The sequence below is a fragment of the Belnapia arida genome, assembly GCF_016773205.1.
In the GTDB taxonomy this organism is placed as follows: Bacteria; Pseudomonadota; Alphaproteobacteria; order Acetobacterales; family Acetobacteraceae; genus Belnapia; species Belnapia arida.
In genome coordinates this window covers 39,042-64,815 of record NZ_JAETWB010000013.1, presented here as the reverse complement: position 1 = coordinate 64,815, position 25,774 = coordinate 39,042, and the positions used below count along the sequence as shown (strand labels likewise).

The window sequence follows — 25,774 nt, the reverse complement described above, 5'->3', positions numbered from 1 at the left end:
CAAACAAACCGGCGGCAAGAATGGGGCAGCTCGAGCCCGGACGGCCGGAACACGTCCGCATCGCATGCTCCCGAACACGGCCTGAATCAGGAGCTGTGCGCACTGACCCATGCGACAGGGACACCGTTCGGTCCCTGCTTCCGCTTTTCTCCGCGCGATGCCTGCCATCCGGCCCGAGGCAGCCCTCGCCGCAGCCGCCCCGGCAGCCCAATATATCACGGCGGATCCCTCTTGTTTGGCGCTCAAGCCTGGATCAGCCTGCAGCCAGATCCGGCTGGGGAGACTACCGTCTCCGCTTGCGTGGTTGATGAGACCGCAGCGCTTCCGCGTGCGGAAGGCCGAGATGGAGACACGCCCATGACGATCCGCCTCACTCGCCGCGCCGCGCTTGGCGCTGTCACGGCACTCGCCGCGCCCGGCCTGTCGCAGGCGCAGCGTGGCGCCGACCCGCGCGTGCTGCGCTTCGTGCCCCAGGCGGCGCTGACCAATCTCGACCCGATCGCATCGCTGGCCGGGGTCGCCGTCAATCACGGCTACTACGTATTCGACACGCTCTACGGCATCGACGCCCGGATGCGCCCGCAGCCGCAGATGGCGGAGGGGCACAGCGTCTCCGATGACGGCCTCGCCTGGACCATCCGGCTGCGCGAGGGCCTGTTCTTCCATGATGGCGAGCCGGTCCGCTCGCGCGACTGCGCCGCCAGCCTCAGGCGCTGGGGCGGCCGCGACACCTTCGGCCGCACCCTGGCTGCGGTGGTGCGGGACTACGAGACACCCGACGACCGCACCCTGGTCATTCGCCTCGCCAGGCCCTTTCCCCTGCTGCTGGACGCCATCGCCAAGGCCGGCACCGCCCCGGCCTTCATCATGCCGGAACGCCTCGCCGCCACCGATCCGGTGCGGCCGGTGCCGGAGATGATCGGCTCCGGCCCCTACCGCTTCCTGGCTGACGAATTCGTCGCCGGCAGCCGCGCCGCCTATGCGCGCTTCGACCGCTACCGTCCGCGGACGGAGACGCCGGAATGGACGTCCGGCGGCAAGGTGGCGCATTTCGAGCGCGTCGAGTGGCACATGATGCCCGATGCCGCGACTGCCGCCTCGGCGCTACAGGCAGGCGAGGTCGACTGGTGGGAGCAGGTCGCCGCCGACCTGATCCCGGTGCTGCGCCGGTCGCGTGACATCACCATCGCGAATGGCGACCCGGCCGGCTACATGGGCGTGCTGCGCTTCAACCACCTGCAGCCACCCTTCGACAAGCCGGCGGTGCGCCGCGCCGTGCTCGCCGCCATCGACCAGCCGGACTTCATGGCGGCGGTGACGAACAGCGACCCGAGCGCCTTCAATGTCTGCCACTCCTTCTTCCCCTGCACCACGCCCTATGGCCGCCCGCCGGCGCAGGACCCGATGGCCTCGCCCGGCCTCGACCGCGCCCGCGCGCTGCTGCGCGAGAGCGGCTATGCCGGCGAGCGGGTGGTGATGCTGAACCCGGCCGACTTCACCTCCATCGCGCCGCTCGGCCTGATCGGGCAGGACCTGCTGACGCGCATCGGCTTCAACGTGGAGTTCGTCACCACCGACTGGGGCACGGTGCTGAGCCGCACCCTCAACCGCAACCCACCCGCCCAGGGCGGCTGGAACATCTACCCGGTCTGGTGGAGCGGCATGGGCATCGTCACGCCGACGCAGAACGCGCTAATCCGCGGCCAGGGCACCGGCGGCTGGAACGGCTGGTACGAGAGCGCCGAGATGGAGGCGCTGAACGCCGAATGGCTCAGCGCCCCGGACGAGGCGGCGCGGCTCGCCATCGGCATGCGGATGCAGGACCTCGCCTTCCGCGACGTGCCCAGCGTGCCGCTCGGGCAGTTCTTCATCCGCACCGCCTATCGCCGCTCGCTGACCGGCGTGCTGGAGGGACCGCGCCCGGTGCCCTGGAATGCGAGGCGCGCGTGATGCAGGCCGTGCCGCCCGTCGCGGGCTATCTCGACCGCCTCTCGCGCCGTCCCGGCGAGCGCTTCACCGCCCATGTCAGCCTGCGCGAGGCAGCGCCCTGCCGCGTGCGCATCCTGCGCGTGGTCAGCGGCGACCCGAACCCGGCGGGGCCGGGCCTCGACCTGCGCCCGGTGCCGGACCTCGACGAGATCCGCTTCGAGGGCCGGCACCAGCCGGTGCCGATCGGCTCCTGCGCGGTGATCCGGCGCGGGCCGCGCCTCGCGCCGGAGGAGCCGCGCTGCTGGTCGGCGCTGGTCTGGATGCGCGGCGATCAGGCGGCGGCGACGGTGCTCTCGGCCGAGGGCGGCGGGCTGGCCCTGGCGCTGCGGGCCGGCACGGCGGGTGCCGAGGCCGAGGTGACGCTCGGCACCGCCACCTGCCGCCTCGCGACGGGGGTGGCGCTGGCGCCGCGGTGCTGGCACCGCCTCTGGCTCTCCCATGATCCGTCCACCGGGCGGCTCCTGCTCGGCCAGTCCGGCGCCGGGACCATGGAGACGGCCGAGGCGAGCCTGCCGGCGGGCCCGGCGCCTGCGACGGATGGCGTGGTCGTCGCGGCGCGTGGCCTGGACGCCCCCCGCGACCACTTCACTGGCAAGATTGAGGCGCCGATGGCGGCCGCCGCCTTCGTCGCGGCTTGGCCCGAGCCGCTGGACGTGCCGGCCGAGGCCGCTGCGGCCCTCCGCGCCGCCTGGGATTTCTCTCGGGGCATCGGCACCGATACCGTGCACGATGCCGGGCCGGATGGGCTGCATGGCATGCTGGTCAACGCGCCGACGCAGGCCGTGGTGGGCGCGCGGTGGAGCGGCGAGGAAAGCTGCTGGCGCCACGCGCCGGGGGACTACGCGGCGATCCATTTCCACGCCGACGACCTCGAGGATTGCCGCTGGGCGCCCTCCTTCCAGTTCGACGTGCCGGAGGGCATGGCGAGCGGCTGCTACGCCTTCCACGTCGTCACCCAGGCCGGGGAGGATTGGCTGCCCTTCTACGTGCTGCCGCCGCGCGGGCGGGCAACGGCCGCGGTGGTGTTCCTCGCCTCCACCTTCACCTACCAGGCCTATGCGAACCACGCGCGCGGCAATGCGGACGAGGCCTACCAGGCGCGCGTCGCCGCCTGGGGCGCCTATCCGCACAACCCGGACCAGTACGGCGCCTACGGCACCTCGACCTACAACCGCCACCCGGACGGCAGCGGCATCGCGCTCTCCTCGCGCCTGCGGCCGGTGCTGACGATGCGGCCCGGCTTCCTCACCTTCGACGATGCGCGCGGCTCCGGCCTGCGGCACTACCCGGCCGACACGCATCTGCTGGCCTGGCTGGAGGCGCAGGGCATTCCCTTCGACGTCGTCACCGACGAGGACCTGGACGACGAGGGCACGGCGCTGATCGCGCCCTACCGCGTCCTGCTGACGGGCACGCATCCCGAATACCACACCGGGCGGATGCTGGATGCGCTGACCTACTACCGCGACCATGGCGGCAGGCTGGTCTATCTCGGTGGCAACGGTTTCTACTGGCGCATCGCGCGCGACCCGGCCCGACCGCATCTGATCGAGGTGCGCCGTGCCGAGGGCGGCATCCGCGCCTGGGACGCGGAGCCGGGCGAGTATTACCACCAGCTCGACGGCCAGCTCGGGGGCCTGTGGCGGCGCAACCGCCGGCCGCCGCAGGCGCTGGTCGGCGTCGGCTTCTCGGCTCAGGGCCTGTTCGAGGGGACGAGCTTCCGCTGCCTGCCGGCGGCGCGCGCGCCCGAGCATGCCTGGATCATGGAGGGGGTGCCGGAGGAGTTCGGCGATACCGGCCTGTCCGGCGGCGGCGCGGCCGGCTTCGAACTCGACCGGGCCGATATCCGCCTCGGCACGCCCGCCAATGCCGCCATCCTGGCAAGGTCGGGCCCGCCGCCGCCCTCCTTCGTGACCGTGCCGGAGGAGCTGCTGTCCCATGTCGCGACCGTCACCGGCGAGCCGCCGCGCGCTCTGCAGCGCGGCGAGATCGTGTATTTCACCGTACCCGGCGGCGGCGCCGTCTTCTCCGTCGGCTCCATCACATTCTGCGGCAGCCTGTGGGATGGCCGGGCCTTCGCCGGGCCGGTCTCCCGCTTGCTGGAGAATGTGGTGAGGCGCTTCATGACGGCCTGACCCATGTCGGCCCAGCCGTCGAGAGGGTACATCCCGCGCTCAAAGGCAGATGCCGGCGGAACGCAGGGAGCGTCCGCTCAAGGCCTGCGTGGCTCGCTGGTGTCCACGGCCCGCTGGTAGGCGACAAGGTCGAGGAAGGCTTCGGCCTCCACGACCACGCCGTCCCTCATCCGGAAGATCCACACGAACTGGTTGCTGTAGGCACCGCCCGCGGTGGTCGAGGCACTTGCTTCGAAGCGGATGATGACCGTGTCGCCGACCGCCCAGATATGGTGAACCCGCGGGACGAGCGGCGTCGCAAGCCGGATGATCAGGGGCCGCGAAGCGCGCTCGACGAATTCCTCGCGGCTCCGGTAGGTCCCCGCTACCGGGCCGGAGCCATGAATGGTCCAGACCACATCAGGCGCAAGCAGTCTGGCGAAGACATTGTCACCAGCACTCCATTCCTCGAAAGCCCGCCGCACGATCTCCTCGTTGCTGGACTTCGCAGGATCCGCGGCCCCCGCGGGTGCTGCAGCGAGTGCGAGCGCCAGCGCGGCCCCCGCGAACGGCCAAAGCAGGTTTCTCAGATCCATGACATCGCCTTTCTTGCTGTAACAATCTGCAGCCTGGGCGCCCGACCAGGGGCGCCGCCTATCAGGGGGGCGACGGGGAACGGCTTGGATGCACCCGCCGGCGCAGCACCATGCCGCCGTGATGGAGGGTATCGGCATCGACGAAGTCGCCATCCGCGGTGAAGCCGGTGTCGTCCCAGTACTCGATGTGAGTGCCGGTCACTTCGTAGCGGCCCCGGTACGCGCTCTCCCGCCTGCCACGCGCCTCGTCGTAGCGGCCGTTCGGCAGCAGCTCGTGCCGCACCTGCCCGTCATTGGTGACCCACATGCCGACATAGGGATGCGTCTGCCGCGCCACGCCCTGCTCCACGGATGCCGGGCTGGAAAGCGCCATGGCCAGGCCCGCCGCCGCTGCGCTGAGGGCGCGCATCAATGCGCCGCCCGGGTCGGGCGTACCACGATCTCGTTGACGTCCACCTCCTCCGGCTGCTCCAGCGCAAAGCGCACGGCGCGGCCGATGGCATCGGGCTGGAGCGCAACGGCGCGGTAGGTTCTCATGGCCTCCGCCGCTGCGGGGTCGGTGATCGTGCCGGCAAGCTCGCTCTCCACCACGCCCGGATGGATGCAGGTGACGCGGATGTCCTCGCGCTCCTGCCGCAGGCCATCCGATATCGCGCGGACGGCGAATTTGGTGGCGCAGTACACCGCGGCAGTCGGCGAAACGGTGAGCGCGCCCACCGAGGCAATGTTGACGACATGGCCAGAGCCGCGCGCCACCATCTCGGGCAGCACGGCGCCGATGCCGTAGAGCACGCCCTTGATGTTCACATCCACCATACGCTCCCACTCCTCGACCTTCATCGACACCATGAGCGACAGCGGCATAACCCCGGCGTTGTTGACGATCGCATCCACCCGGCCGAACTCATCCCGCCCCGCTTGGGCGAAGGCCTCGACGCTGCGGCGGTCCGTCACGTCGAGGTGGCGCGTCAGGATGTGGGCGCCGGCGCCTCGAAGTTCCTCCGCAAGCGCCTCCAGGCGCTCCGTCCGGCGGGCGCCGAGCACCAGCGTCGCACCGGCCGCTGCGAGTTCCCGGGCGATGCCGAGGCCGATGCCGCTGGAGGCGCCGGTGACAAGAACAACCTTCTCAAGAGCCATGGCGGCTTCTCCCTTCTGCCCGGCTCCGATTCCGCTCCCTGACGGCGGGAATGGCGGCTTCGGCCGGCGGGGGGAAACTAAGTGCGCGGGATTGGCTTGATAATCCGCCTTCTCGGCAACAGGCCGGTTAGTATAACTGGACAATGCGATCCGATCTCAATGCCCTCGCCGTTTTCGCCACCGTGGCGGAAGAACGCAGCTTCCGCGCCGCCGCAGACCGCCTGGGCGTCACCCGATCCGCCGTCAGCCAGTCGATCCGTCGGCTGGAGGAAACACTCGGCGCGGCGATCCTGCACCGGACCACGCGCAGCGTCGCACTGACCGAAGCCGGCGAGCGGCTGCGCGCCGACATCGCCCCCGCGATCGCCGAGATGCGCGCCGCCATGGAGGGCGTGCGCAGCCTCGGCGGCGCGCCGCGCGGGCAGTTGCGCATCGCCGTGTCGTCCATCGCGGAGACCTTCCTGTCCGGTTCGCTGCTCGCCGGCTTCAGCCGGGCTTTTCCGGCAGTACAGCTCGACATCCTCGTCACCGACGAGGAGGGCGACATCGTGGCGCTGGGCTTCGATGCGGGCGTGCGCCTGGGTGAGGTGATCGAGCAGGACATGATCGCCGTCCCAGTCTCGGACGATCAGCGCCAGCTCGCCGTGTGCTCCCCTGCCTATCTGGCGGAGCGCGGCCGGCCCAGACACCCGCGCGACCTGGCGCGGCACCGCTGCATCGGCTGGCGCCCGGCTCCCCACCGCCCGCCCTATCGCTGGGAGTTCGTCGAAGGCGGTCGGGAGTTTGCCGTTGACGTCGTACCCGAGGTCACCACCAACGACATGGGCCTGATGATCCGTATGGCGCTCAGCGGCGCTGGGATCACCTTCGGCATGGCGGACACGTTCGGGAGTTTTTTGGAGCGGGGCGAACTCGTGCCTTTGCTGGAGGAGTTCAGCGTACCCTTCGCGGGTTTCTACCTCTATTACCCGAACCGCCGGAACGTCGCGCCCAAGCTTCGCGCACTCATCGAGCACGTCCAACGCCACCGTGGCGGCCACAAGCAGGACCAGCCGCCTTCCAAGAACTTGGAGCCAAAACGTCCGCCATGACGGCCTGCGCCGCCGGGCGACGTGGTTTTTGCTTCTATTCTTTTCGGCCCGCCGACATCAGACGTCCACCTCCGCCTCGTCGAGCTTCGCGGCATTCTCCTGGATGAACTTGAACCGAAGCTCCGGCTTGCGGCCCATCAACGCCTCCATCAGCTCCGCGGTGCGCGTGCGCTCCTCAGGCGGCAGGACGACCTTCAGCAGCGTGCGGCGCTTCGGGTCCATCGTCGTCTCCTTCAGCGCCGCGGGCGGCATCTCGCCGAGGCCCTTGAAGCGGCTCACCTCGACCTTCTGGCTCGGCTTGAACTCGCGCTTCAGGATGCGCTCGCGGTCGGCGTCGTTCATCGCATAGACCGACCTGCCGCCATGCTGCAGCCGGTAGAGCGGCGGCTGGGCGAGATGCAGCCGGCCCTGGCGCACCAGCTCAGGCAGTTCCTTGTAGAAGAAGGTCATCAGAAGGGCTGCGATATGCGCGCCGTCCACATCGGCATCGGTCATGATGACGATGCGGCCATAGCGCAGCCTGCCGATGTCGAAGCGCTCGCCCGCGCCGCAGCCGAGCGCCTCGATCAGGTCCTTCAGCTCCTGGTTCTGCCGCAGCTTGTCGGCCGAGGCGGAGGCGACGTTCAGGATCTTGCCGCGCAGCGGCAGCACCGCCTGGGTCTCCCGGTCGCGCGCCTGCTTGGCCGAACCGCCGGCCGAATCGCCCTCGACCAGGAAAAGCTCGGTGCCCTCGGCGCTCTCGCGCGAGCAGTCCGCCAGCTTGCCGGGAAGGCGAAGCTTCCGCGTCGCCGACTTGCGCGGCGTGTCCTTCTGCTCGCGCCGGCGGATGCGTTCCTCGGCGCGCTCGATGGCCCAGGTGAGGAGGTTGCCGGCCGTGGTCGGGTCGCCCGCGAGCCAATGGTCGAAATGGTCGCGCAGCGCCGTCTCGACCAGCTTCGTGGCCTCGGGGCTGGTCAGCTTCTCCTTGGTCTGACCCTGGAATTGCGGGTCCCGCACGAAGACGCTCAGCATGCCGGCAAGGCCGCCGAACAGGTCCTCGGCGGTGACGCTGGCCGCGCGCTTCTCCTTCTTCAGCTCGCCATAGGCGCGGAGGCCCTTCACCAGGGCGCCCCGCAGCCCGGCCTCATGCGTGCCGCCCTGCGGGGTCGGGATGGTGTTGGCGTAGGTGGAGAGGAAGCCGTCGCCCTGCTCCAGCCAGGTCACCGCCCATTCGCAGCGCCCGGCGCCCTCGGGGAAGGTCGCTTCGCCGACATAGGGGACGGGGACGACCTGGCTGCGGCCTTCGAGCGCCGAGCCGAGGAAGTCGGCCAGGCCGCCCGGGAAGTGCAGCGTGGCGCTGGCCGGCGTCTCGCCGCTGGCGAGCGAGGCGTCGCAGGCCCAGCGGATCTCGACGCCACGATAGAGATAGGCCTTGGAGCGGCAGAGCCGGTAGAGCCGGGCGGCGGAGAAGTCGAGCTTGCCGAAGATCTCCGGGTCCGGCTTGAAGCGGATGGTGGTGCCGCGCCGGTTGTGGATGGGCCCGGCATTCTTCAGCTTCCCGAGCGGCTTGCCGCGGGCATAGGCCTGGGTGAAGAGGGTGCGGTCGCGCGCCACCTCCACCTCCAGCCGCTCCGCCAGCGCATTGACGACCGAGGAGCCGACGCCATGCAGGCCGCCCGAGGTCTCGTAGGCCTTGCCGGAGAATTTCCCGCCCGAGTGCAGGGTGGTGAAGATCACCTCGAGCGCCGAAAGCTTCGGGAATTTCGGGTGGGGGTCGGTCGGGATGCCGCGCCCGTTGTCGCGCACGGTCAGCCAGTTGTCCGGCTCCAGCGTGACCTCGATGCGGTCGGCATGGCCGGCCACCGCCTCGTCCATGGCGTTGTCGATGATCTCGGCGGCGAGATGGTGCAGGGCATTCTCGTCGGTGCCGCCGATATACATGCCCGGCCGGCGGCGGACGGGCTCCAGCCCCTCCAGCACCTCGATATCCTTGGCGGAATAGCTGGCCGCCTCGGTTGCGGTGGCGATGCCGCCCTTACCACCGGGGCGGCGGCCGCCGAAAAGGTCGTTCATGTCTTGTTCCCCTGTTGCGGCAAAGATAGCCGCCAGAGGCGTCCGATACAATGAGGGCGGCGGGTTGCCCCGCCGCCCGGCCCGTCACTGTGGCTTTCGGAGCGCCCGCGTCAGGACGTCCGGCTCAGGGTGCCTTGTCCTGCGGCAGGTGCGCCTCGATCATCCACAGCATCTTGTCCGCGGCGCGGGACTGCTCGGTCAGCAGGTCGGCCGTGTCGGCATCCCCCGCCTCGTCCGTGGTGTCGATGCCCTCGCGCAGCGCCTTGCCGACCATGGCGTAGCGGTCGGCGAGCTGCACCACATGGTCCATGCCGGCATAGACATCGGTCGGGTAGGGCGGCAGGCGGGTGCTGGCGGCGAGCGTCTGAGTCACGCCGTTGGCCGTGCCGCCGAGCTGGACGATGCGCTCGGCCAGGTCATCGGTCGACTCCTGGAGCGCGTTGTAGAACTCCTCGAACAGCTTGTGCAGCTCGCCGAAATGCGGGCCCTTCACGTTCCAATGCGCCTGACGGGTGGCGTTGTAGAGGTCGATCGTATCGACCAGGCAAGCCTGCAGCACGCCGATCGAGACCTGCTTCGCATTGCTCGGCACGTCGTTGCGGGTGGTATGGGTCTTGGCGGCTTTCGCCATGGGTAACTCCTCCGTTCGGTCACCGGTACATGTGGAGCGTCCGGGCCAGAGGGAAGCCCCCCTTGCCGCGTCCGCTGCCATGCCGCAGCGCAGAAGGCCCGCCCGGGACGCGCGGGGCTTCAGTGACAAACCCGTGTGCGGGGCCGTTGCGGGGGAAGATGGGACCGCTGTCAGCCCCTCGTCATGCCGGGGCCACGCCAGGGGCGCAAGCTCGGTCGCAGGACAATCGAAATCGGAAGGGCGGGGCAATGAATGGGCTGACGCATGTGCTGCGGACGAACAGTTGGCTGTCGATCGCCATCGCGCTGCTGGTGGCGGCGGGGCTCACCGCCATCGGCCAGACCCAGTTCGCCTCGCTGCTGGCCTGCATCGGGGGGATACTGCTGATGTGGAAGAGCGAGCGCGACAACCCGGGCACCCCGCCCGAGCTCGACGCCGCATGATCACGGATGGACGTTGAGGAAGCGCGCCGCCTCCGGCGCCTCGCCATCGCCGCCCTGGTGCAGGGCGGCGGCGCGGGCAAGGGCGGCGTGGTCGCCCTCCGTCAGGCGGGATTCCTCGCGCAGGTGCTCGGTCCAGCTATCGACGGTCCAGAGCTCCACCCAGCGTTCGGGATGGGCGACATCCTCGTAGAGGTTCCAATTCCCGGCGCCTGAGCGCAGCCTGACGCGCCGGACCTCCTGCATGGCGGCGAGGAAGGCGCGGCGCTGCGCCGGGTCGATCCGGTAGCGGACGACCTCCATCACCCGGCCGGACGCCTCGCCCAGCAGGCCGCGCAACTCGGCGGCAGGCGCCTCGGGCTTCGGCATGACGGCGGAGGCGGGCGGCGCCTCGCTCAGTGCCAGGCTGTCGATCCGCCAGGGCCTGACCAGCACGGCGGCGATGGCGCAGCCGGCCGCCGCCAGGCCGAGGGCGAGCGGCACGCTGAAGCTGCCGCCGAGCCAGCCCGCCAGCGCCGAACCCAGCGCCATCACCCCGAAGAAGCTGAGCTGGTAGATGGCGATCGCCCGCGCCCGCACCCAGCCCGGCGCTGCCAGCTGCGCCGCGGCGGCAAGGGTGCTCCCCGCCGTGATCCAGGCCGCGCCGTAGAACAGCATCCCGAGCGCCGCCGGCGCCCAGTGGTGCGAGACGGCGAGGATCGCCATGGCGATGGCGGCAAGGATGGAGGCCCAGAACACCGTGCCGCTGCGGTCGAGCCGCCCGCGCAGCGCGGGCAGGGCAAAGCCGGCGGCAACGGCCGAGAAGCCCATCACCCCGAGCATCAGGCCGAAGGCCTGCGGGCCAAGCCCCAATTGCTGGCGGACGAAAAGCGGCAGCAGCCCCCAGACCGCCGCGGCGAAGAGGAAGAAGGCGCAGGCCCGGAAGATGATGGCCCGCATCGCCGGGCTCGCCTCGACGAAGCGCATGCCGGCCCGCATGGCGGAGAGCAGGTGCTCCTTCGGCATCCGCCGCGGTGGCTCGGTCCGGCGCCAGAAAATCAAGGCCAGGATCAGCACGAGGAAGGCGACCGCGTTCAGCGCGAAGGCCGCTTCCGGCCCGGCCGCCGCGATGGCGAAGCCGCCCAGCGCCGGGCCCACCGCCCGCGCGAGGTTGAAGCCGATGCCGTTCAGCGCGATGGCGCCGACCAGGTCCTCGCGCGGCACCAGCTCGTTGGTGGTGGCGGCCCAGGCGGGGAAATTCATCGCGCTGCCGATGCCGATGGCGAAGGTCAGGGCCAGCAGCCCCCAGGGGCCGATCGCCCCGGTGGCCGTGAGCACGGCGAGGATCAGCGCCATCAGCAGCACCCAGGCCTGGGCGCCGATCAGGAAGAGCCGCCGGTCGATGATATCGGCCAGCGCACCCGCCGGCAGCGCGAGCAGGAAGACCGGCAGCATGGTCGCCGCCTGCACCAGCCCGACCATGAAGGGAGAGGGCGAGAGGCTGGTCATCAGCCAGCCGGCGCCGGTGTTCTGCATCCAGCCGCCGATATTGCTGGCGAGCGTCGCCAACCAGAGCGTTCGGAACACGGAATGCCGCAGCGGCAGGAATGCACGGGGAAGAGCCATGCCGGCAGAGTGCCAGCGCCGCCCGGTCCTGCCGATAGCGAAACTCCCGTGACGCTCCGCCCAGGGCCCGGATGTCGAAATCCCCGTCCGGGGGCAGGGTCCACGAAAGCCAGGCGCAGGACGCTAGCCGGCGGCCATCACGCTCCTCTCGGTCATCACCGCACGGTCGAGCGGCAGGGCGATGTCGCAGATCAGCCCCGCCGGGGCCCAGTGCTGCTCCACTTGGCCGCCGAGCTGGGTGCGCACCGTCGCCTCGATGACGCGGGAGCCGAAGCCGCGCCGCACCGGCCGGGCCGCGACCGGCGGGCCGCCCCGCTCCTCCCAGCGCAGCCGCAGCAGGCCGGCGCTCCGGTCCTCGCGCCAGGACAGCCGCACCGCGCCGCCATGGGCCGAAAGCGCGCCGTACTTCACCGCATTGGTCGCAAGCTCGTGCAGCACGAGCGAGATCGGCTGCGCCGCCGTGGCCGCCAGCCGGACCGGCGCGCCCTCCAGCTCGGCACGCGGCGCATCAGGTGCCAGGGCAGCGCTCGAGAGGAAGGCGGCCATGGCCCCTTCCGCCAGGCTGCGCAGGTCGGCGCCGCGCCAATTGGCCTCGGCCAGCAGCACCTGCGCCCGGGCCAGCGCGCCGATCCGGGCCTCCACCGCTTCGGCGAAGGAGTGGGCATCCTCGCGTGGGGTGAGGCGCAGCGCCGCCTGCACCACGGCGAGGGCGTTCTTGGCGCGGTGATCGACCTCCCGCATCAGCAGGGCCTGTCGCTCCTCGGCCTCACGCCGGCCGGTGATGTCGATCGCGGCGCTGAGTCGCAGCCGCCGCCCGTCCGGCAGGGTGCCGACCGGGACATCGTGGAATTCCCAGACGCGCCGCTCGCCCGTGCTGGTCCGCACCGCCGCCTCGCCCGGCACCGCCGGGGCCGCGCCGGCGAATTCGCGGGCGAGGTTCGCAAGGCATGTCTCCGCCCCCTCGGCCCCGAAGGCGCGGCGCGCCCAGTCGGCATAGGTCGGAATGCTGGCGGGCCCATAGCCGGTGATGGCCGTCCAGGCCCGGCTGAGGGCTAATACCTCGCCATCCTCGGCATGCAGCATCATGGGGAACGGCGCGCCCTCCACCGCGGCGCGGAACCGCGCCTCGCTCTCGCTCAACGCAGCGGTGCGGGCGGCGACCCGCCGCTCGAGCCCGGCATTCGCCGCGGCAAGGTCGCGCTGCCCACGGCGAACGAGCAGGGCAAGGCCGAGCAGCGCCAGCGTCGCCGGCAGCCCGGCGGCCGCCAGCGGCAGCACCGTCCGCGCCCAGCGCCTCAGGATCACCGCGTGCGGCCGCGCCGCCGAGGCGTAGACCGGATAGCCGGTGACCCGGCGATAGGCGACCACCCGCCGCACCCCGTCGAGCCCGGAGGGGCCGCTGAACGAGATCCGCTCCGCCTCCTGCCGCAGCCCCGCCATCACCGGGCCATCCTGCGGCAGCCGTGTGCCCGGCCTGATGTCGAGCGAGCGGGCCAGGACCACGCCATCGGCGCGGACGAGGCTCATCACATCGCCATGGTGCTCCGAGGCCAGCCGGCGCAGTGCCGCGGCGACATCGCCCGTATAGACCGAGGCCGCGATCACCCCGTCATAGGCCCCAGGCAGCAGGCCGTTCCCGCTGCCCTCGCGCCGGCGGGACACGGCGAAGAAGGGTTCGCCGGTGATCCGGCCGACCTGCGGCGGCGTCACCAGGAAGGGCGGCGCATCCGGCTCGCGCAGGCCGGCATTGATCTCGCGGCGCTCCACCCCCTCGCTCCGCGGCGTCGGGAAGATGCTGCCGGTGATGAGGACCTGGCCTTCGCGGTCATAGACGAAGATGAAGGGTGCCCGCTGGTCCGGCGCCAGCGGCCCGGCGGCCGAGGCACGACGCAGCCGGGCATGCAGATCCGCCGCACCGGCCCGGATCCCGGCATCGGAGAGGCCGGCGAGGATGCCGTTGGCATGGTCGATGCGCAGCAGCAGCCCGTCGAAGACCCGCCCGGCATACTCGGCCGAGGCATCGGCGGCGTGGGTGACCTCCTGCTCCGCCTCCCGCCAGGCCTGCTGCCAGGCGAGCCAAGCGCCGGCCGCGGTGACCAGCAGGGGCAGGGCGATGGCCGCCGGCAGGAACAGCCGCAGCGCGCCGCCCGGACGGGGCCGGCCCGGTGCCGGCATCGGCCCCGCTGAGGGCGTGGCCTCGGTCATCCTGGCGACATGCCCGGCTCACTACTGCGCGCCGATGGCCGATCCATGACCCGCGTGGCGTGAGGGGTAACGAGCTGGCTGCGCCGAGGTCAAGCAGGGAATGACGGAATGGTGTGCAGCTCAGAATTCGGCGTCGAATTCCAGCTCGGTGATGCGGGCCTCGGGCTCCTGCCGCGCCGCCGCGATCCATTCCTGCACTTCGGGCCAGCCGAGTATGGTGCGTGCGTAGCCCTCGCAGGCCTCGTCCAGCGCCACGTCGTAGCTGCGGCAGCGCAGCACGACCGGCGCATACATCGCATCCGCGAGGCAGGGCCGGTCGCCGAACAGCCAGGGCCCGCCCCAATGCGCCAGGCAACCGCGCCAGAGGCTGAAGATGCGCTCAAGATCCGCCCGCGCCGCCGACCAGACGGTGAAGCCGGGCACATGGGCGCGGAGGTTCATCGGCAGAGAGGAGCGCAGCGCATGGAAGCCCGCATGCATCTCGCCGCAGATCGAGCGGCAGCGCGCCCGGGCCAGCCGCTCCGCGGGCAGCAGCCCGGCCTCCGGCCGCAGCTCGTTCAGGTATTCGGCTATGGCGAGCGTGTCCCACAGCTCCGCCCCGTCATGCCGCAGGCAGGGGAGCAGGATCGAGGAGGATTGCAGCAGCAGCTCGGCCCGCGTCGCCGGGTCGTCCGGCGAGACCAGCTCGGTCTCGAAGGGCAGGCCGGAGAGGCGGAGGATCAGCCAGCCGCGCAGCGACCAGGAGGAGTAGTTGCGGCTGCTGATGCGCAGCACCGCGCACGGCGCCTCGGGCTGCGGAGGGGCGGGCCTGCGACGCCTGGTCTCCGACATTCCGCTCTCCCCCGCTGCCCGTGTCAGGCTAGCAGCCGGTTCGCTGTTGCGAAACCGCGCTCTGCTGTCACCATGCGCCATCGCAGGCGAGGCGCGACAGGGACCGCCGATGATCTATCAGATGCTCCAGGCCGGGCAGGACATGCTCTCTCCCTGGCGGCTCCAGGCCCGGGGCTGGGCAGGCATCCTCTCGCGGATGCCGGCGCGGCACCCCGCCTTCGATGCGTTGCGCGTGCTGCGCGGCACCCTCGAGACCTTCGGCCATGCCGGAATCATCCATCGTCGCCCAGCCTTTGAGATCGGCCCGGTCCGCGTCGGCAACCGGCTGGTCGAGGTGGAGGAGCGCGTCGTCACTGCCACGCCCTTCGCCAGCCTCGTGCATTTCAGGAAGGAGATCGACATCCGCCTGCCGCGCGTGCTGGTGGTGGCGCCGATGTCCGGCCATTTCTCGACCCTGCTGCGGGGCACCGTGCAGGTGCTGCTGCAGGACCACGATGTCTACATCACCGACTGGCACAATGCGCGGGACGTCCCGCAGGCGGCCGGCCGCTTCGGCCTCGATGAGTTCGTCGAGCATGTGATGCGCTTCATCGAGGCGGTCGGGCCTGGCGGCCATGTGCTTGCCGTCTGCCAGCCGGTGGCCGCGGTGCTGGCCGCCGTCGCGCTGATGGCCGAGGACCGCAATCCCTGCTCGCCCCGCACGATGACGCTGATGGCCGGCCCCATCGACACGCGCCAGCACCCGACGGAGGTGAACCGGCTGGCCAAGGCCCAGCCCATCGCCTGGTTCGAGCGAAGGATGATCGACCGCGTGCCCTGGCGCCACCGGGGGGCGGGGCGGCGGGTCTATCCCGGCATGCTCCAGCTCGCTGCCTTCATGACGATGAATCTCGGGCGGCATATTGCGGCGCATCACCATCAGGTCTGGCACCTCGCCGATGGCGAGGTGGCGAAGGCCGCCATGCATCGCCGCTTCTACGACGAGTATTTCGCGGTGATGGACCTGCCGGCCGAGTTCTTCCTCGAGACCGTCGCCATCATCTTCCAGGACCACGCGCTGCCCCGCGGCCGTCTCACCTGGCGCGGCCGGCCGGTGCGGGCGGAGGCGATCCGCCGCACCGCGGTGATGACGGTGGAGGGCGAGCGCGACGACATCTGCGGCATCGGCCAGACCATGGCAGCGCTCGATCTCTGCCGCAGCGTCCCGGTGACGATGCGGCGCCACCACCTGCAAACGGGCGTCGGCCATTACGGCGTGTTCAGCGGAAGGCGCTATGCGCAGGCGATCTACCCGCGGGTGCGGGAAATGATTCAGGCACATGAGGGCTAGGGATGCTCGATAGGCTGTTTTCGATTGCCGCCCGCGGCAGCACGCCGCGGCGGGAGGTGCTAGCGGGGGCCTCCACCTTCCTCACCATGGCCTATATCGTCATCGTCAACCCGCAGATCATGGCCACCACCGGCATGGATGCCGGCGCCGCCTTCGTCGCCACCTGCCTCGCCGCCGCCATCGGCTCGGCGCTGATGGGGCTGCTGGCGAATTTCCCGATCGCCCTCGCGCCGGGGATGGGGCTCAACGCCTATTTCGCCTTCGCCGTGGTGGGCGGCATGGGCGTCTCCTGGCAGGTGGCGCTGGGCGCCGTCTTTCTCTCCGGCCTCATCTTCCTTGCGGTCTCGCTGCTGCGCGTCCGGGAGTGGCTGGTGAACGGCATCCCGCTCGGCCTCAAGCTCGGCATCGCCGCCGGCATCGGTTTCTTCCTCGGCCTGATCGGGCTGAAGGGGATGGGGCTGGTCGTGGCGCATCCGGCGACGCTGGTGACGCTCGGGCCGCTTTCCGAAACCTCGACGCTGCTCGCCTGTCTCGGCTTCCTGCTGATCGCCGGGCTCTCGGCGCGGCGGGTGCCGGGGGCGCTGGTCATCGGCATCCTGGCGACGGCGCTGCTTGGCCTGCCCTTCGGGCTGACGCAGTTCGGCGGCATCGTCAGCGCGCCGCCCTCGCTGGCGCCGACCTTCCTGCAGATGGACATCGCCGGCGCACTCGGCCTCGGCATCGCCGGAATCGTCTTCACCTTCTTCCTGGCCGACCTGCTCGACAACACCGGCACGCTGATCGCCACCACGCACCGCGCCGGGCTGATGAGGCCGGACGGCACCGTGCCCAATCTCGGCCGCGCGCTCTTCGCCGACAGCGGCGGGGCGATCCTGGGTGCCGCGCTCGGGACCAGCACGACGGTCAGCTACATCGAGAGTGCCGCCGGCATCCAGGCCGGCGGGCGCACCGGGCTGACGGCGGTGACGGTGGCCGCGCTCTTCCTGCTGACGCTCTTCCTCGCGCCGCTGGCGACGGCGATCCCCGGCTTCGCCACCGCGCCCGCGCTCGTCTTCGTCGCCTGCCTCATGGCCCAGGCGCTGCGGTCGGTGGAGTGGGACGAGATGACTGAATACGTCCCCGCCATGATCACCGCCCTTGCGATGCCCTTCACCTTCTCGATCGCCACCGGCATTGGCATCGGATTCATCACCTATGCGGCGTTGAAGCTGCTGGCCGGGCGGGCGGCCGAGGTGAGCGGCGCGGTCTGGCTGATCGCAGCGCTCTGCATCGCTAAATTCGGACTGGCCTGACCATGCAACCCATCTGCCTCAGCTTCGACAACGGCCCGACGCCCGGCGTGACCGAGGCAGTGCTGGAGGTGCTGGCGCGCCGCCGCATTCCGGCGATGTTCTTCGCGGTCGGCGAGCGGCTGCGTGACCCGGCCGCGCGCAAACTTGTCGAGCGCGCACGGGCCGAGGGCCATCCGGTCGGCAACCACACGCTGACGCATGGTGCGCCGCTCGGCCGTCGCGGCGGCACTGAGGCCGTTCATGAAATTCAGGAGACGGATGCGCTGCTCGGCCCGCTGCGTGAACCGGAGCGGCTGTTCCGTCCGAATGGCGGCGGAATGCTCGGGCCGCATCTGCTGAACGCTTCCGCAGCCGCGCATCTCCGGGCGGGCGGCCACACGGTGGTGCTGTGGAATGCTGTGCCACGCGACTTCGCCGATCCCGAGGGCTGGCCGGAGACCGCCCTCGCCATAGCCGGGGCTGCGACCGCGCCGCTACTGATGGTGTTGCACGACCTGCCGAACGGTGCCATGCGCCATCTCGACCGCGTGCTGGGCATGCTCGCCGATCATGGCGTCCGCTTCCTCGCCGAGCCGCCGGCGGAATGCGTGCCGCTCCGCGCCGGCCGGCCGATGCCCGGCTTCGCCGCCTGCGTCTCGGAGGACCCGATGCCATGAAGCGCCGCCTCCTCCTCGCCCTCGCCCTGCCGGCCACGGCCGCGCGGGCGCAGGCCTGGCCCGATCATCCGGTCCGGCTGGTCGTACCCTTCGCCGCGGGGACGACGACCGACATCCTCGGCCGCATCGCCGGCGCTGCCATCGCCCAAGGGATTGGCCAACTTGTTGTCGTGGACAACCGCAGCGGTGCCGGCGGCACGGTCGGCACGGCGGCGGTGGCGCAGGCGGCGCCGGACGGACACACGCTGCTCTTCGGCACCAACGGCACCATGGCGACCAACCCGGCGATCATGCCGAACCTGCCCTATGACCCGCTGCGCGACTTCGTGCCGGTCGCCAGCTTCGCCCGCACCTCCGTGGTGCTCGCCATCAGGCCCCAGCTCGGCGTGGCGAGCCTCGGCGAATTCCTCGCCCTGGCACGACGGCGGTCGTTATCGGTCGGCTCGGCGGGCACCGGCACGACAGGCCATCTTACCCAGGCCTTGCTGCAACTGCGCAGCGGCGTGGTGACGACGCATGTGCCTTACCGAGACGGGGCACGGGCGGTGACCGACCTGTTGAACGGCACGCTGGACGCAATGGTCTATCACCCGCTCGGCTTCCTGCCGCATATCCAATCGGGCGCGCTCCGGCCGCTCGCCGTCACCGGCCCGACACGGCATTTTCTCTTCCCCGAGGTGCCGACAATGGCCGAAGCCGGTCAGCCGGGCGTGGTGGTGGAAGGCTGGTGGGCCATCTTTGCCCCGGCGAGGACGCCGGCACCGCTGATCACAAGACTCAATGCCCTGACGAACACCGCGCTGGCGGCGCCTGCGACCCTGGCGGAACTGCGCCGCCAGGGCCTCGAGGTGATGGGCGGCACGCCGGAGGTCCTGGCCGAGCAGACCCGCACCGAAGTGGCGGCGCAACGGGAACTCGTCCTGGCCGCCGGCATCACCGCCGACTGATCAGCGGTTCTCCTTCAGCCGCCCGTCACTCTCCGGGTCCTTCACCCGCCCCTGGCCGCCATGCTCAACATCCTGGCGCCCATCCGTGGTGTGCTTGGAGATGCCCTGGTCGCGATTCTCCTTAAGGCGCCCGTCATGCTCTGGGTCCTTCACCTGGCCGCGCTGGCTAGTGTTGTCGGCCTGCTGGCCACCGCTGTGCTGGCCGCCGCTCTGGCCGCCCTCGCCGCCGCGGTTACCCTTGAGGCGCCCGTCGTGCTCCGGATCCTTCACCTGGCCACGCTGGCCGGTACTGTCGGCCTGCTGGCCACCGCTCTGGCCACCCTCGCTGCCGCGGTTTTCCTTGAGGCGGCGGTCAGTCTCGGGGTGCTTTACATCGCCCTGGCCATGATCGCCGTGACGGCCGTCCTGCTTCGTTGCCATGTCATCTACTCCCGTGGCTGTGTACCGAGCCTATCAACGGGCTGGCGCTGACACTGTTCGACGGGAGCACGAAAACTTCAGGCCCTTGCGAAGACGTCGTTGCTTACCCTGTCAGCAATCGCGCTGATCGCCGGCAACTCGACATTGGCGAAGGCGAGGCGCAGATGCCGCTCTTGCCCCGGGCCGAAGAAGGGCCCGGGCAGGCCGAGCAGCCCGCGTCCGGTCGCCAGCGCCTCCGCCGCCGGCATGGCCGATGGACCATCCTCCGGCAGGCGGAGATAGGCGAAATAGGCGCCGAGCGCGTCGAGCCGCCAGCCGGCCAGCCGCACCGCCACCTGCCTGAAAGCCTCGCCGCGTTCCGCCATGACGGCACGGTTGCCCGCCCGCCATTCGCGCAGCGCCGGCACCGCCCAGGCCAGCGCCGCCTGCGCCGCCCGTGGCGCGCAGATCTGCTGCGTGTCCAGCACCTTCAGCAGCGCCTCGCGGAAGACCGGCCCGCAGGCGATGGCGCCGACGCGATGCCCCGGCACGCAATAGGCCTTGGAGAAGCTGTAGAGATGCACGAGGCCTTCGCGCCAGGCCGGGTCGCGGAACAGCGCGTGCGGCGGGCAGGCATCCGCGGGGAGGAAGTCCCGGTAGGTCTCGTCCAGCACCAGCCAGGCACCATGCTTTCGGCAGAGCGCCGCCGCCTCGGCGATCAGCGTGGCGGGGTAGACCGCCCCGGTCGGGTTGTTCGGCGTCACCAGCACCAGCACGCGCCCGCCGGCCGTGAGCGCCGCCTCGATCCCCGCGGCCGTCGGGATGAAGCCGTCCTCCGCACGGCAGGGCAGGGGGATGGCCGGGATACCTGCCATCTCCAGTGCCATGCGATGGTTGAAGTACCAGGGCACCGGCAGCACCACCGGCCCGCCCAGCACCGCCATGGTCATGCCGAAGGCAAGGTTGCAGCCCGCGGTGATGGCGATGTCGGCCGCGGCGATGTCGGCGCCATAGAAACCCGCCATGTCCTCCGCCAGCGCCTCGCGCAGCGGCAGGTCCCCATCGATCGGCCCATAGCCGGAGGTCGCGCGGTCGCCCGCCAGCATCGCCAGCCGCGCCAGCAGATCGGGATGCGGCGGATAGCCCGGCACCGCCTGGGTGAGATCGATCAACGGCCCCGCCGCACCGGCATAGCGCGCGGCCCAGCCGCGCACGGTCGGGATGGCCGGCGCCGCCGTCGCCTGGATGCGGGGCGAGAGGGTGGGCGTCATGCCTGCCGGATCACCCTGCGCGCCTGCATGTCCTCGATCTCCTCCACGCTGAAGCCAAGCTCCTCCAGCACCTCCGCCGTATGCTCGCCGAGGCGCGGGGCGAGGCGGCGGATATTCGCCGGCGTCCGCTCGAATTTCGTCGGCGGCTTCGCCATGCGGATGCGCCCCTCGCTCGGATGGTCGTGCTCCTGGAACATGCCGACGGCCTTGAGGTGCGGATGCTCCGTCACATCCTCGACGCGGGTGAAGCCGGTGGCCGGGATGTCGTGCTGCTCGCAGAGCGCAAGCCACTCCGCCGTGGTCCTGCCCTGCGCGATCTCCGCCATCGCGGCGTAGACCGCGTCGATGTTGGCGTTGCGCTTCACCGGGTCGCGCACCGACAGCGTCTCGATCAGATCCTCCCGCCCGGCGATGGTGAAGAACGTCACCCAGTTGGCGGTGGAATAGGGCAACAGGGTGATGTGCCCGTCCCGGGTCGGCGCGGGCTTGCGGTAGCGGAGGCGCTTGTACCCGGCCTCGCCCTCGCGTGGCTCGAAGCCGAGGCCGCCCAGATGCTCGACGCTGAGGAAGGCCGTCAGCGTCTCCAGCATCGGCACCTCGACGAGCTGGCCCTCGCCCGTCCGCTCGCGGTGATAGAGCGCCGCCAGCACGCCGGAGAGCAGCTGCATGCCCGTCACCTTGTCGGCGATGAGCGAGGGCACGAAGACCGGCCGGCCCTGGTCCTCGCCGACGATGTCGGCGAAGCCGGACGAAGCCTGGATGATCTCGTCGAAGGCCGGCCGCGCCCTGTAGGGGCCGTCCTGCCCGAAGCCCGTGGCGACGGCGAAGACGAGGCGCGGGTTGAGCACCCGGCACTGCTCCGGCCCGAAGCCGAGCCGCGCCATGCCCGCGGGCCGGATATTCGTCACCAGCACATCGACCCGAGGAATGAGGCGCCGCAGCACCTCCGCCCCTTCGGGCGACTTCAGGTCGATGGCGACGCCGCGCTTGTTGCGGTTGATGCCGAGGAAGACCGAGGCCATGCCGCGGTTCCGGTAGACGCCGGAATTGCGCACGATGTCCCCGCTCGGCGGCTCTATCTTGATGATCTCGGCGCCCCAGTCGCCCAGCATCTGCGTGCAGAAGGGGCCGAGCACCACGGCGGTGAGGTCGAGCACGCGCAGGCCCTTCAGCGGGCCGGTGGCGTCCTTGGGCATCTCTTCAGGCATCGCATCTCCCCCATCCGCGGAGGATAGGGCGGCTGGCCCTGAATCGAAAAGGGCCGCGCCTTGCGGCGCGGCCCCCTTCGGATGTCGGTCGGCTCAGACCGAGTAGTACATCTCGAACTCGACCGGGTGCGGGGTGTGCTCGAAGCGATAGACCTCGCCCCACTTCAGCTCGATGTAGCTCTCGATCTGGTCCTTGGTGAAGACGTCGCCGGCGAGCAGGAACTCATGGTCGGCCTCGAGCGAGCCCAGCGCCTCGCGGAGCGAGCCGCACACCGTCGGGATGCCCTTCAGCTCCTCCGGCGGCAGGTCGTAGAGGTCCTTGTCCATCGGGTCGCCCGGGTGGATCTTGTTCTTGATGCCGTCGAGGCCGGCCATCAGCATCGCGGCGAAGGCGAGGTAGGGGTTGGCACCGGGGTCCGGGAAGCGGACCTCGACGCGCTTCGCCTTCGGGCTCGTCGCATAGGGGATGCGGCAGGAGGCGGAGCGGTTGCGGGCCGAGTAGGCCAGCAGCACGGGGGCCTCGAAGCCCGGGATCAGCCGCTTGTAGCTGTTGGTCAGCGGATTGGTGAAGGCGTTCAGCGCCTTGGCGTGCTTGATGATGCCGCCGATGTAGTAGAGCGCCTCCATCGACAGGTCGGCATAGCCGTTGCCGGCGAAGAGCGGCTTGCCGTCCCGCCAGATCGACTGGTGGACATGCATGCCCGAGCCGTTGTCGCCATAGACCGGCTTCGGCATGAAGGTCGCGGTCTTGCCGTAGCTGTGGGCGACGTTGTGGATGCAGTACTTGTAGATCTGCATGAAGTCCGCCTGCTGCACCAGCGGGCCGAACTTGGTGCCGAGCTCGTGCTGCGACTGCGCCACCTCATGGTGGTGCTTCTCGCCGGGGACGCCCATCTCGATCATGGTCGAGAGCATCTCAGCGCGGAGGTCCACTTCGCTGTCGACCGGGTTGACCGGGAAGTAACCGCCCTTCACGCCGGGCCGGTGGCCCATATTGCCTTCCGGGTAGTCCTTCATGTTGGCGCCCGGACCCTCGATGCTCTCGAGGGAGAAGTGGCCGAAATTGCCGCCCGTGCCGAACTTCACGCTGTCGAACACGAAGAACTCGGCCTCGGGGCCGAAGAAGGCGGTGTCGCCGATGCCGGTCGACTTCAGGTAGGCCTCGGCGCGCTTCGCGGTCGAGCGCGGGTCGCGCGAGTACATCTGGCCGGTCGAGGGCTCGATGATGTCGCAGAACAGGATCAGCTGCGGCTTGGCCGAGAAGGGATCCATGCAGGCATTCTCGGGATCCGGCATGAGGATCATGTCGGACTCGTTGATCGCCTTCCAACCGGCGATCGAGGAGCCGTCGAACATGATGCCGTCCTCGAACACCTCCGCCTCCATGGTGGAGACGTGCTGGGCGGTGTGCTGCCACTTGCCGCGCGGGTCCGTGAAGCGGAAGTCCACGTACTCGACGCTGTGCTCCTTGATCATCTCCATGACCTTGGAGACGGCGGCTGCCTTATCCGACATGCGCTTTATCCTGTATCGTTGGTCCCGAGGCGCCTTGCGGTGCCCCCATGATGCCCCCTGCCGCGCCACGAGCCGGGCCCGCCGCGCGACCCGGCCGGTTGGCCGGGTTTTCCACCGCCAGCCGCGGGTGCAACCCGGCTGCGGCTGATGGCCCGCACTGATGCACCATTCCGGCCCGTGACGAAATCCGGAATCCGTGATGCATCGACGTCTTGGCTAGACCGCGTCGTCGCCCCGTTCGCCAGTGCGGATGCGGATCACCTCCTGGATCTCGGAGATGAAGATCTTGCCGTCGCCGATCCGCCCGGTGCGCGCGGCCTGGGAGATCGCCTCGACGGCGCGCTCTACCAGGTCGTCGGTGCAGATCACCTCGATCTTCACCTTGGGCAGGAAGTCGACGACGTATTCGGCCCCCCGGTAGAGCTCCGTATGGCCCTTCTGGCGTCCGAAGCCCTTGGCCTCGACCACGGTCAGGCCCTGCAGGCCGATCTCGTGCAGCGCGTCCTTCACCTCGTCGAGCTTGAAGGGCTTGATGATGGCCTCGATCTTTTTCATCGGCTCCGCTTTGCGTTCCAGCGTTGAGGTCCCTGCCGGGACACCGACCCCCGGATCTCTCCGGCCTGACGTTTCCCGCGGCGGACACCCGCTGCGCCGTCGCCGTGGGCGATGTTTTGCACGGCCCGTGCCACGGGTTCAATCGGCCGCGGCCGGGGAATCCATCGGGTTCGAGCCTGATTGCGCCTTTTCGATGGGCAAACAGCCCAGAAAAAAGGCAAGCGTGTTTGCGACGAAGAGCGACACAGAAGCGTGGATCTTCCAGCACCCGGCCCGCGGACCGGGCCGGGACCGGGTCCGGCAGGGTGCAACCGGGCCTTGCTCTCACAAAGAACCCCAGTTCGGAAGGAGGCCCCAGGGGGATCTGGTCCGGCGGCGTCCCGCAATCGGCCGGGACCGTAGCGGAGTATCAGGGACAGACCGGAGGAGGCGGCGCTGCGGCTAGCGAAGGTCAGCGGCAGACGCCGGACATGGCGATTCCCCGCCTTGCGCTGAACCTGCAACGAGCGTCATCGCTTGCCGCAAGCGAGGGGTGTGCCCAATATGCGAACCATCTAGGGAACCGCTTGATGAAGCCGCAAAACGACCTGCTCTCGGCCACCGGCACGACCATCTTCACCGTCATGTCGGCGCTCGCCGTCCAGCACGGCGCCATCAATCTCGGCCAGGGCTTCCCCGATTATGACGGGCCGGAGGATGTCATCGAGGCCGCTGCCGCAGCGTTGAAGGACGGGCGCAACCAGTACCCGCCGCTGACCGGCGTACCGGAACTGCGTGTAGCCGTCTCAGACCACAACCGCCGCTTCTACGGCATCGAGGCCGACCCGAACGCCGAGGTCATCGTCACCTCCGGCGCCACCGAGGCGATCACCGCCTGCCTCATGGCCGTCCTCAACCCGGGCGACGAATGCGTCCTGATCGAGCCGCTCTACGACACCTACCTGCCGGTGGTGCGGATGCTGGGCGCCATCCCCCGCCTCGTCCGCCTCTCTCCCCCGAAATGGGAGCTGCCACGCGCCGAGCTGGCCGCTGCCTTCGGGCCGAAGACCAAGGCGATCCTGCTCAACTCGCCGATGAACCCGACCGGCAAGGTCTTCACCGCCGCGGAACTCGCCTTCCTTGCCGACCTCATCGCCCGGCACGACTGCTACGCCATCTGCGACGAGGTCTATGAGCATCTGACCTTCGACGGCTGGAAGCATATCCCGCTGATGACCCTGCCGGGCATGCGGGAGCGCTGCATGCGCATCGGCTCGGCCGGCAAGACCTTCAGCCTGACCGGCTGGAAGGTCGGCTACATCACCTGCGACCGCACGCTCGCTCCGAACGTCGCCAAGGCGCACCAGAACCTTACCTTCACCACCCCGCCCAACCTGCAGCGGGGCGTCGCCATCGGGCTGGCGAAGGAGGATGCCTATTTCGCCGGCCTCTCCGCCAGTCTCCAGTCCCGGCGGGACCGGCTGGCGACGGGCCTCGCCGAGCTCGGCTTCGGCGTGCTGCCGACCCAGGGCAGCTACTTCATCACCACGGATTTCCGGCCGATCATGTCCCCCTTGGGCTTCAACGGCGACGACGTGGCCTTTTGCCGCCTGCTGACCGAGGAGGCGAAGGTGACGGCCATCCCCGTCACCGCCTTCTATGCCAGTGCCGAGGCGCCGGGCCACTATGCCCGCTTCGCCTTCTGCAAGGGCGAGGCGGTGATCGACGCGGCGCTGGAGCGGATGCGCAACTGGCTTGCCTTGCGTGGCGGCCGGCAGTTGACGGCAGTGGCCGGCTAGCTCTATCTCCTGCCTGCGCCGCGGTGCCAGCCGCGGCGTTCGATGTGGCGGCCTTAGCTCAGCTGGCAGAGCGTCGGCTTGTGGTGCCGAATGTCACGGGTTCGAGCCCCGTAGGTCGCCCATCCCTTTCCC

Annotated in this window: 22 protein-coding genes and 1 tRNA gene; 10 read left to right on the top strand and 13 right to left on the bottom strand. The window is 70.2% G+C overall.

From position 1 onward, the window contains the following. Positions 1–357: 357 nt before the first annotated feature. Both JMJ56_RS20455 and JMJ56_RS20450 read left to right on the top strand, forming a co-directional pair. A complete protein-coding gene (locus JMJ56_RS20455) occupies positions 358–1,950 on the top strand; it encodes an ABC transporter substrate-binding protein (protein WP_202833625.1) in 1,593 nt (530 codons plus the stop codon). Further along, on the top strand, positions 1,950–4,124 hold the full coding sequence (locus JMJ56_RS20450; protein WP_236038105.1) for a N,N-dimethylformamidase beta subunit family domain-containing protein: 2,175 nt from the start codon (positions 1,950–1,952) through the stop codon (positions 4,122–4,124). The genes JMJ56_RS20455 and JMJ56_RS20450 overlap by 1 nt, the downstream gene beginning before the upstream one ends. A 77-nt stretch (positions 4,125–4,201) precedes the next feature. On the opposite strand, the gene JMJ56_RS20445 is transcribed toward JMJ56_RS20450, so the two are convergent. The 3 genes from JMJ56_RS20445 to JMJ56_RS20435 all read right to left on the bottom strand — a co-directional run bounded on the left by JMJ56_RS20445 (position 4,202) and on the right by JMJ56_RS20435 (position 5,836). Then, the gene (locus JMJ56_RS20445; RefSeq protein WP_202833624.1) at positions 4,202–4,699 is read right to left on the bottom strand and encodes a nuclear transport factor 2 family protein; all 498 of its coding nucleotides are present in this window, start codon (positions 4,697–4,699) and stop codon (positions 4,202–4,204) included. 61 nt (positions 4,700–4,760) lie between these two features. After that, complete coding sequence (locus JMJ56_RS20440; protein WP_202833623.1) at positions 4,761–5,108, bottom strand: Atu4866 domain-containing protein; 348 nt, start codon at positions 5,106–5,108, stop codon at positions 4,761–4,763. Further along, positions 5,108–5,836, bottom strand: a complete 729-nt coding sequence (locus JMJ56_RS20435) for an SDR family oxidoreductase (protein WP_202833622.1) — start codon at positions 5,834–5,836, stop codon at positions 5,108–5,110. Before JMJ56_RS20435 ends, JMJ56_RS20440 begins: the two co-directional genes overlap by 1 nt. Before the next feature lie 143 nt (positions 5,837–5,979). Between JMJ56_RS20435 and JMJ56_RS20430 the strand changes: the two genes are divergently transcribed. Then, positions 5,980–6,927: a LysR family transcriptional regulator gene (locus tag JMJ56_RS20430; RefSeq protein ID WP_202833621.1), complete on the top strand. Its 948-nt coding sequence runs from the start codon at positions 5,980–5,982 to the stop codon at positions 6,925–6,927. Positions 6,928–6,984: 57 nt separating this feature from the next. On the opposite strand, the gene parE is transcribed toward JMJ56_RS20430, so the two are convergent. Beyond that, a complete protein-coding gene (gene parE / locus JMJ56_RS20425) occupies positions 6,985–8,979 on the bottom strand; it encodes a DNA topoisomerase IV subunit B (RefSeq protein WP_202833620.1) in 1,995 nt (664 codons plus the stop codon). A 124-nt stretch (positions 8,980–9,103) separates the two neighbouring features. Next, a complete protein-coding gene (gene dps / locus JMJ56_RS20420; RefSeq protein WP_043334499.1) occupies positions 9,104–9,610 on the bottom strand; it encodes a DNA starvation/stationary phase protection protein Dps in 507 nt (168 codons plus the stop codon). A 248-nt stretch (positions 9,611–9,858) separates the two neighbouring features. Between dps and JMJ56_RS20415 the strand changes: the two genes are divergently transcribed. Next, positions 9,859–10,053: a hypothetical protein gene (locus JMJ56_RS20415; RefSeq protein ID WP_202833619.1), complete on the top strand. Its 195-nt coding sequence runs from the start codon at positions 9,859–9,861 to the stop codon at positions 10,051–10,053. On the opposite strand, the gene JMJ56_RS20410 is transcribed toward JMJ56_RS20415, so the two are convergent. From JMJ56_RS20410 to JMJ56_RS20400, 3 genes are all read right to left on the bottom strand, one after another. Next, positions 10,054–11,655 (bottom strand): MFS transporter, encoded by a 1,602-nt coding sequence (locus tag JMJ56_RS20410; RefSeq protein WP_202833618.1) that lies wholly within the window; start codon positions 11,653–11,655, stop codon positions 10,054–10,056. It lies immediately after the preceding gene. A gap of 123 nt (positions 11,656–11,778) precedes the next feature. Further along, positions 11,779–13,860: an HWE histidine kinase domain-containing protein gene (locus JMJ56_RS20405; RefSeq protein WP_202833617.1), complete on the bottom strand. Its 2,082-nt coding sequence runs from the start codon at positions 13,858–13,860 to the stop codon at positions 11,779–11,781. A gap of 120 nt (positions 13,861–13,980) precedes the next feature. Then, complete coding sequence (locus JMJ56_RS20400) at positions 13,981–14,691, bottom strand: glutathione S-transferase (RefSeq protein ID WP_202833616.1); 711 nt, start codon at positions 14,689–14,691, stop codon at positions 13,981–13,983. 109 nt (positions 14,692–14,800) lie between these two features. Here JMJ56_RS20400 and JMJ56_RS20395 point away from each other — a divergent pair, with 109 nt between their 5' ends. From JMJ56_RS20395 to JMJ56_RS20380, 4 genes are read left to right on the top strand one after another with little or no spacing between them, the layout of a single operon-like run. After that, positions 14,801–16,021, top strand: coding sequence for a polyhydroxyalkanoate depolymerase (locus tag JMJ56_RS20395; RefSeq protein ID WP_202833615.1), 1,221 nt, complete (start codon positions 14,801–14,803; stop codon positions 16,019–16,021). A gap of 2 nt (positions 16,022–16,023) precedes the next feature. Further along, the gene (locus tag JMJ56_RS20390; protein ID WP_202833614.1) at positions 16,024–17,313 is read left to right on the top strand and encodes an NCS2 family permease; all 1,290 of its coding nucleotides are present in this window, start codon (positions 16,024–16,026) and stop codon (positions 17,311–17,313) included. Positions 17,314–17,315: 2 nt separating this feature from the next. Further along, positions 17,316–17,969, top strand: coding sequence for a polysaccharide deacetylase family protein (locus JMJ56_RS20385; RefSeq protein WP_202833613.1), 654 nt, complete (start codon positions 17,316–17,318; stop codon positions 17,967–17,969). After that, positions 17,966–18,916, top strand: a complete 951-nt coding sequence (locus tag JMJ56_RS20380; protein ID WP_202833612.1) for a Bug family tripartite tricarboxylate transporter substrate binding protein — start codon at positions 17,966–17,968, stop codon at positions 18,914–18,916. Before JMJ56_RS20385 ends, JMJ56_RS20380 begins: the two co-directional genes overlap by 4 nt. On the opposite strand, the gene JMJ56_RS20375 is transcribed toward JMJ56_RS20380, so the two are convergent. From JMJ56_RS20375 to JMJ56_RS20355, 5 genes are all read right to left on the bottom strand, one after another. Next, positions 18,917–19,336: a hypothetical protein gene (locus tag JMJ56_RS20375; RefSeq protein ID WP_202833611.1), complete on the bottom strand. Its 420-nt coding sequence runs from the start codon at positions 19,334–19,336 to the stop codon at positions 18,917–18,919. 77 nt (positions 19,337–19,413) lie between these two features. Continuing rightward, entirely contained in the window at positions 19,414–20,586 is a 1,173-nt protein-coding gene (locus tag JMJ56_RS20370; protein WP_202833610.1) for an aminotransferase, read from the bottom strand. Beyond that, complete coding sequence (locus tag JMJ56_RS20365) at positions 20,583–21,794, bottom strand: CaiB/BaiF CoA transferase family protein (RefSeq protein ID WP_202833609.1); 1,212 nt, start codon at positions 21,792–21,794, stop codon at positions 20,583–20,585. The genes JMJ56_RS20370 and JMJ56_RS20365 overlap by 4 nt, the downstream gene beginning before the upstream one ends. A 93-nt stretch (positions 21,795–21,887) precedes the next feature. Then, entirely contained in the window at positions 21,888–23,309 is a 1,422-nt protein-coding gene (gene glnA / locus JMJ56_RS20360; protein ID WP_202833608.1) for a type I glutamate--ammonia ligase, read from the bottom strand. A gap of 216 nt (positions 23,310–23,525) precedes the next feature. Further along, the gene (locus JMJ56_RS20355; RefSeq protein WP_043334525.1) at positions 23,526–23,864 is read right to left on the bottom strand and encodes a P-II family nitrogen regulator; all 339 of its coding nucleotides are present in this window, start codon (positions 23,862–23,864) and stop codon (positions 23,526–23,528) included. A 569-nt stretch (positions 23,865–24,433) separates the two neighbouring features. On the opposite strand from JMJ56_RS20355, the gene JMJ56_RS20350 reads away from it, so the two are divergent. Continuing rightward, entirely contained in the window at positions 24,434–25,642 is a 1,209-nt protein-coding gene (locus JMJ56_RS20350; RefSeq protein ID WP_202833607.1) for an aminotransferase, read from the top strand. 47 nt (positions 25,643–25,689) lie between these two features. Beyond that, a tRNA-His gene (locus tag JMJ56_RS20345) sits at positions 25,690–25,762 on the top strand. The last annotated feature ends 12 nt before the right edge of the window (positions 25,763–25,774 follow it).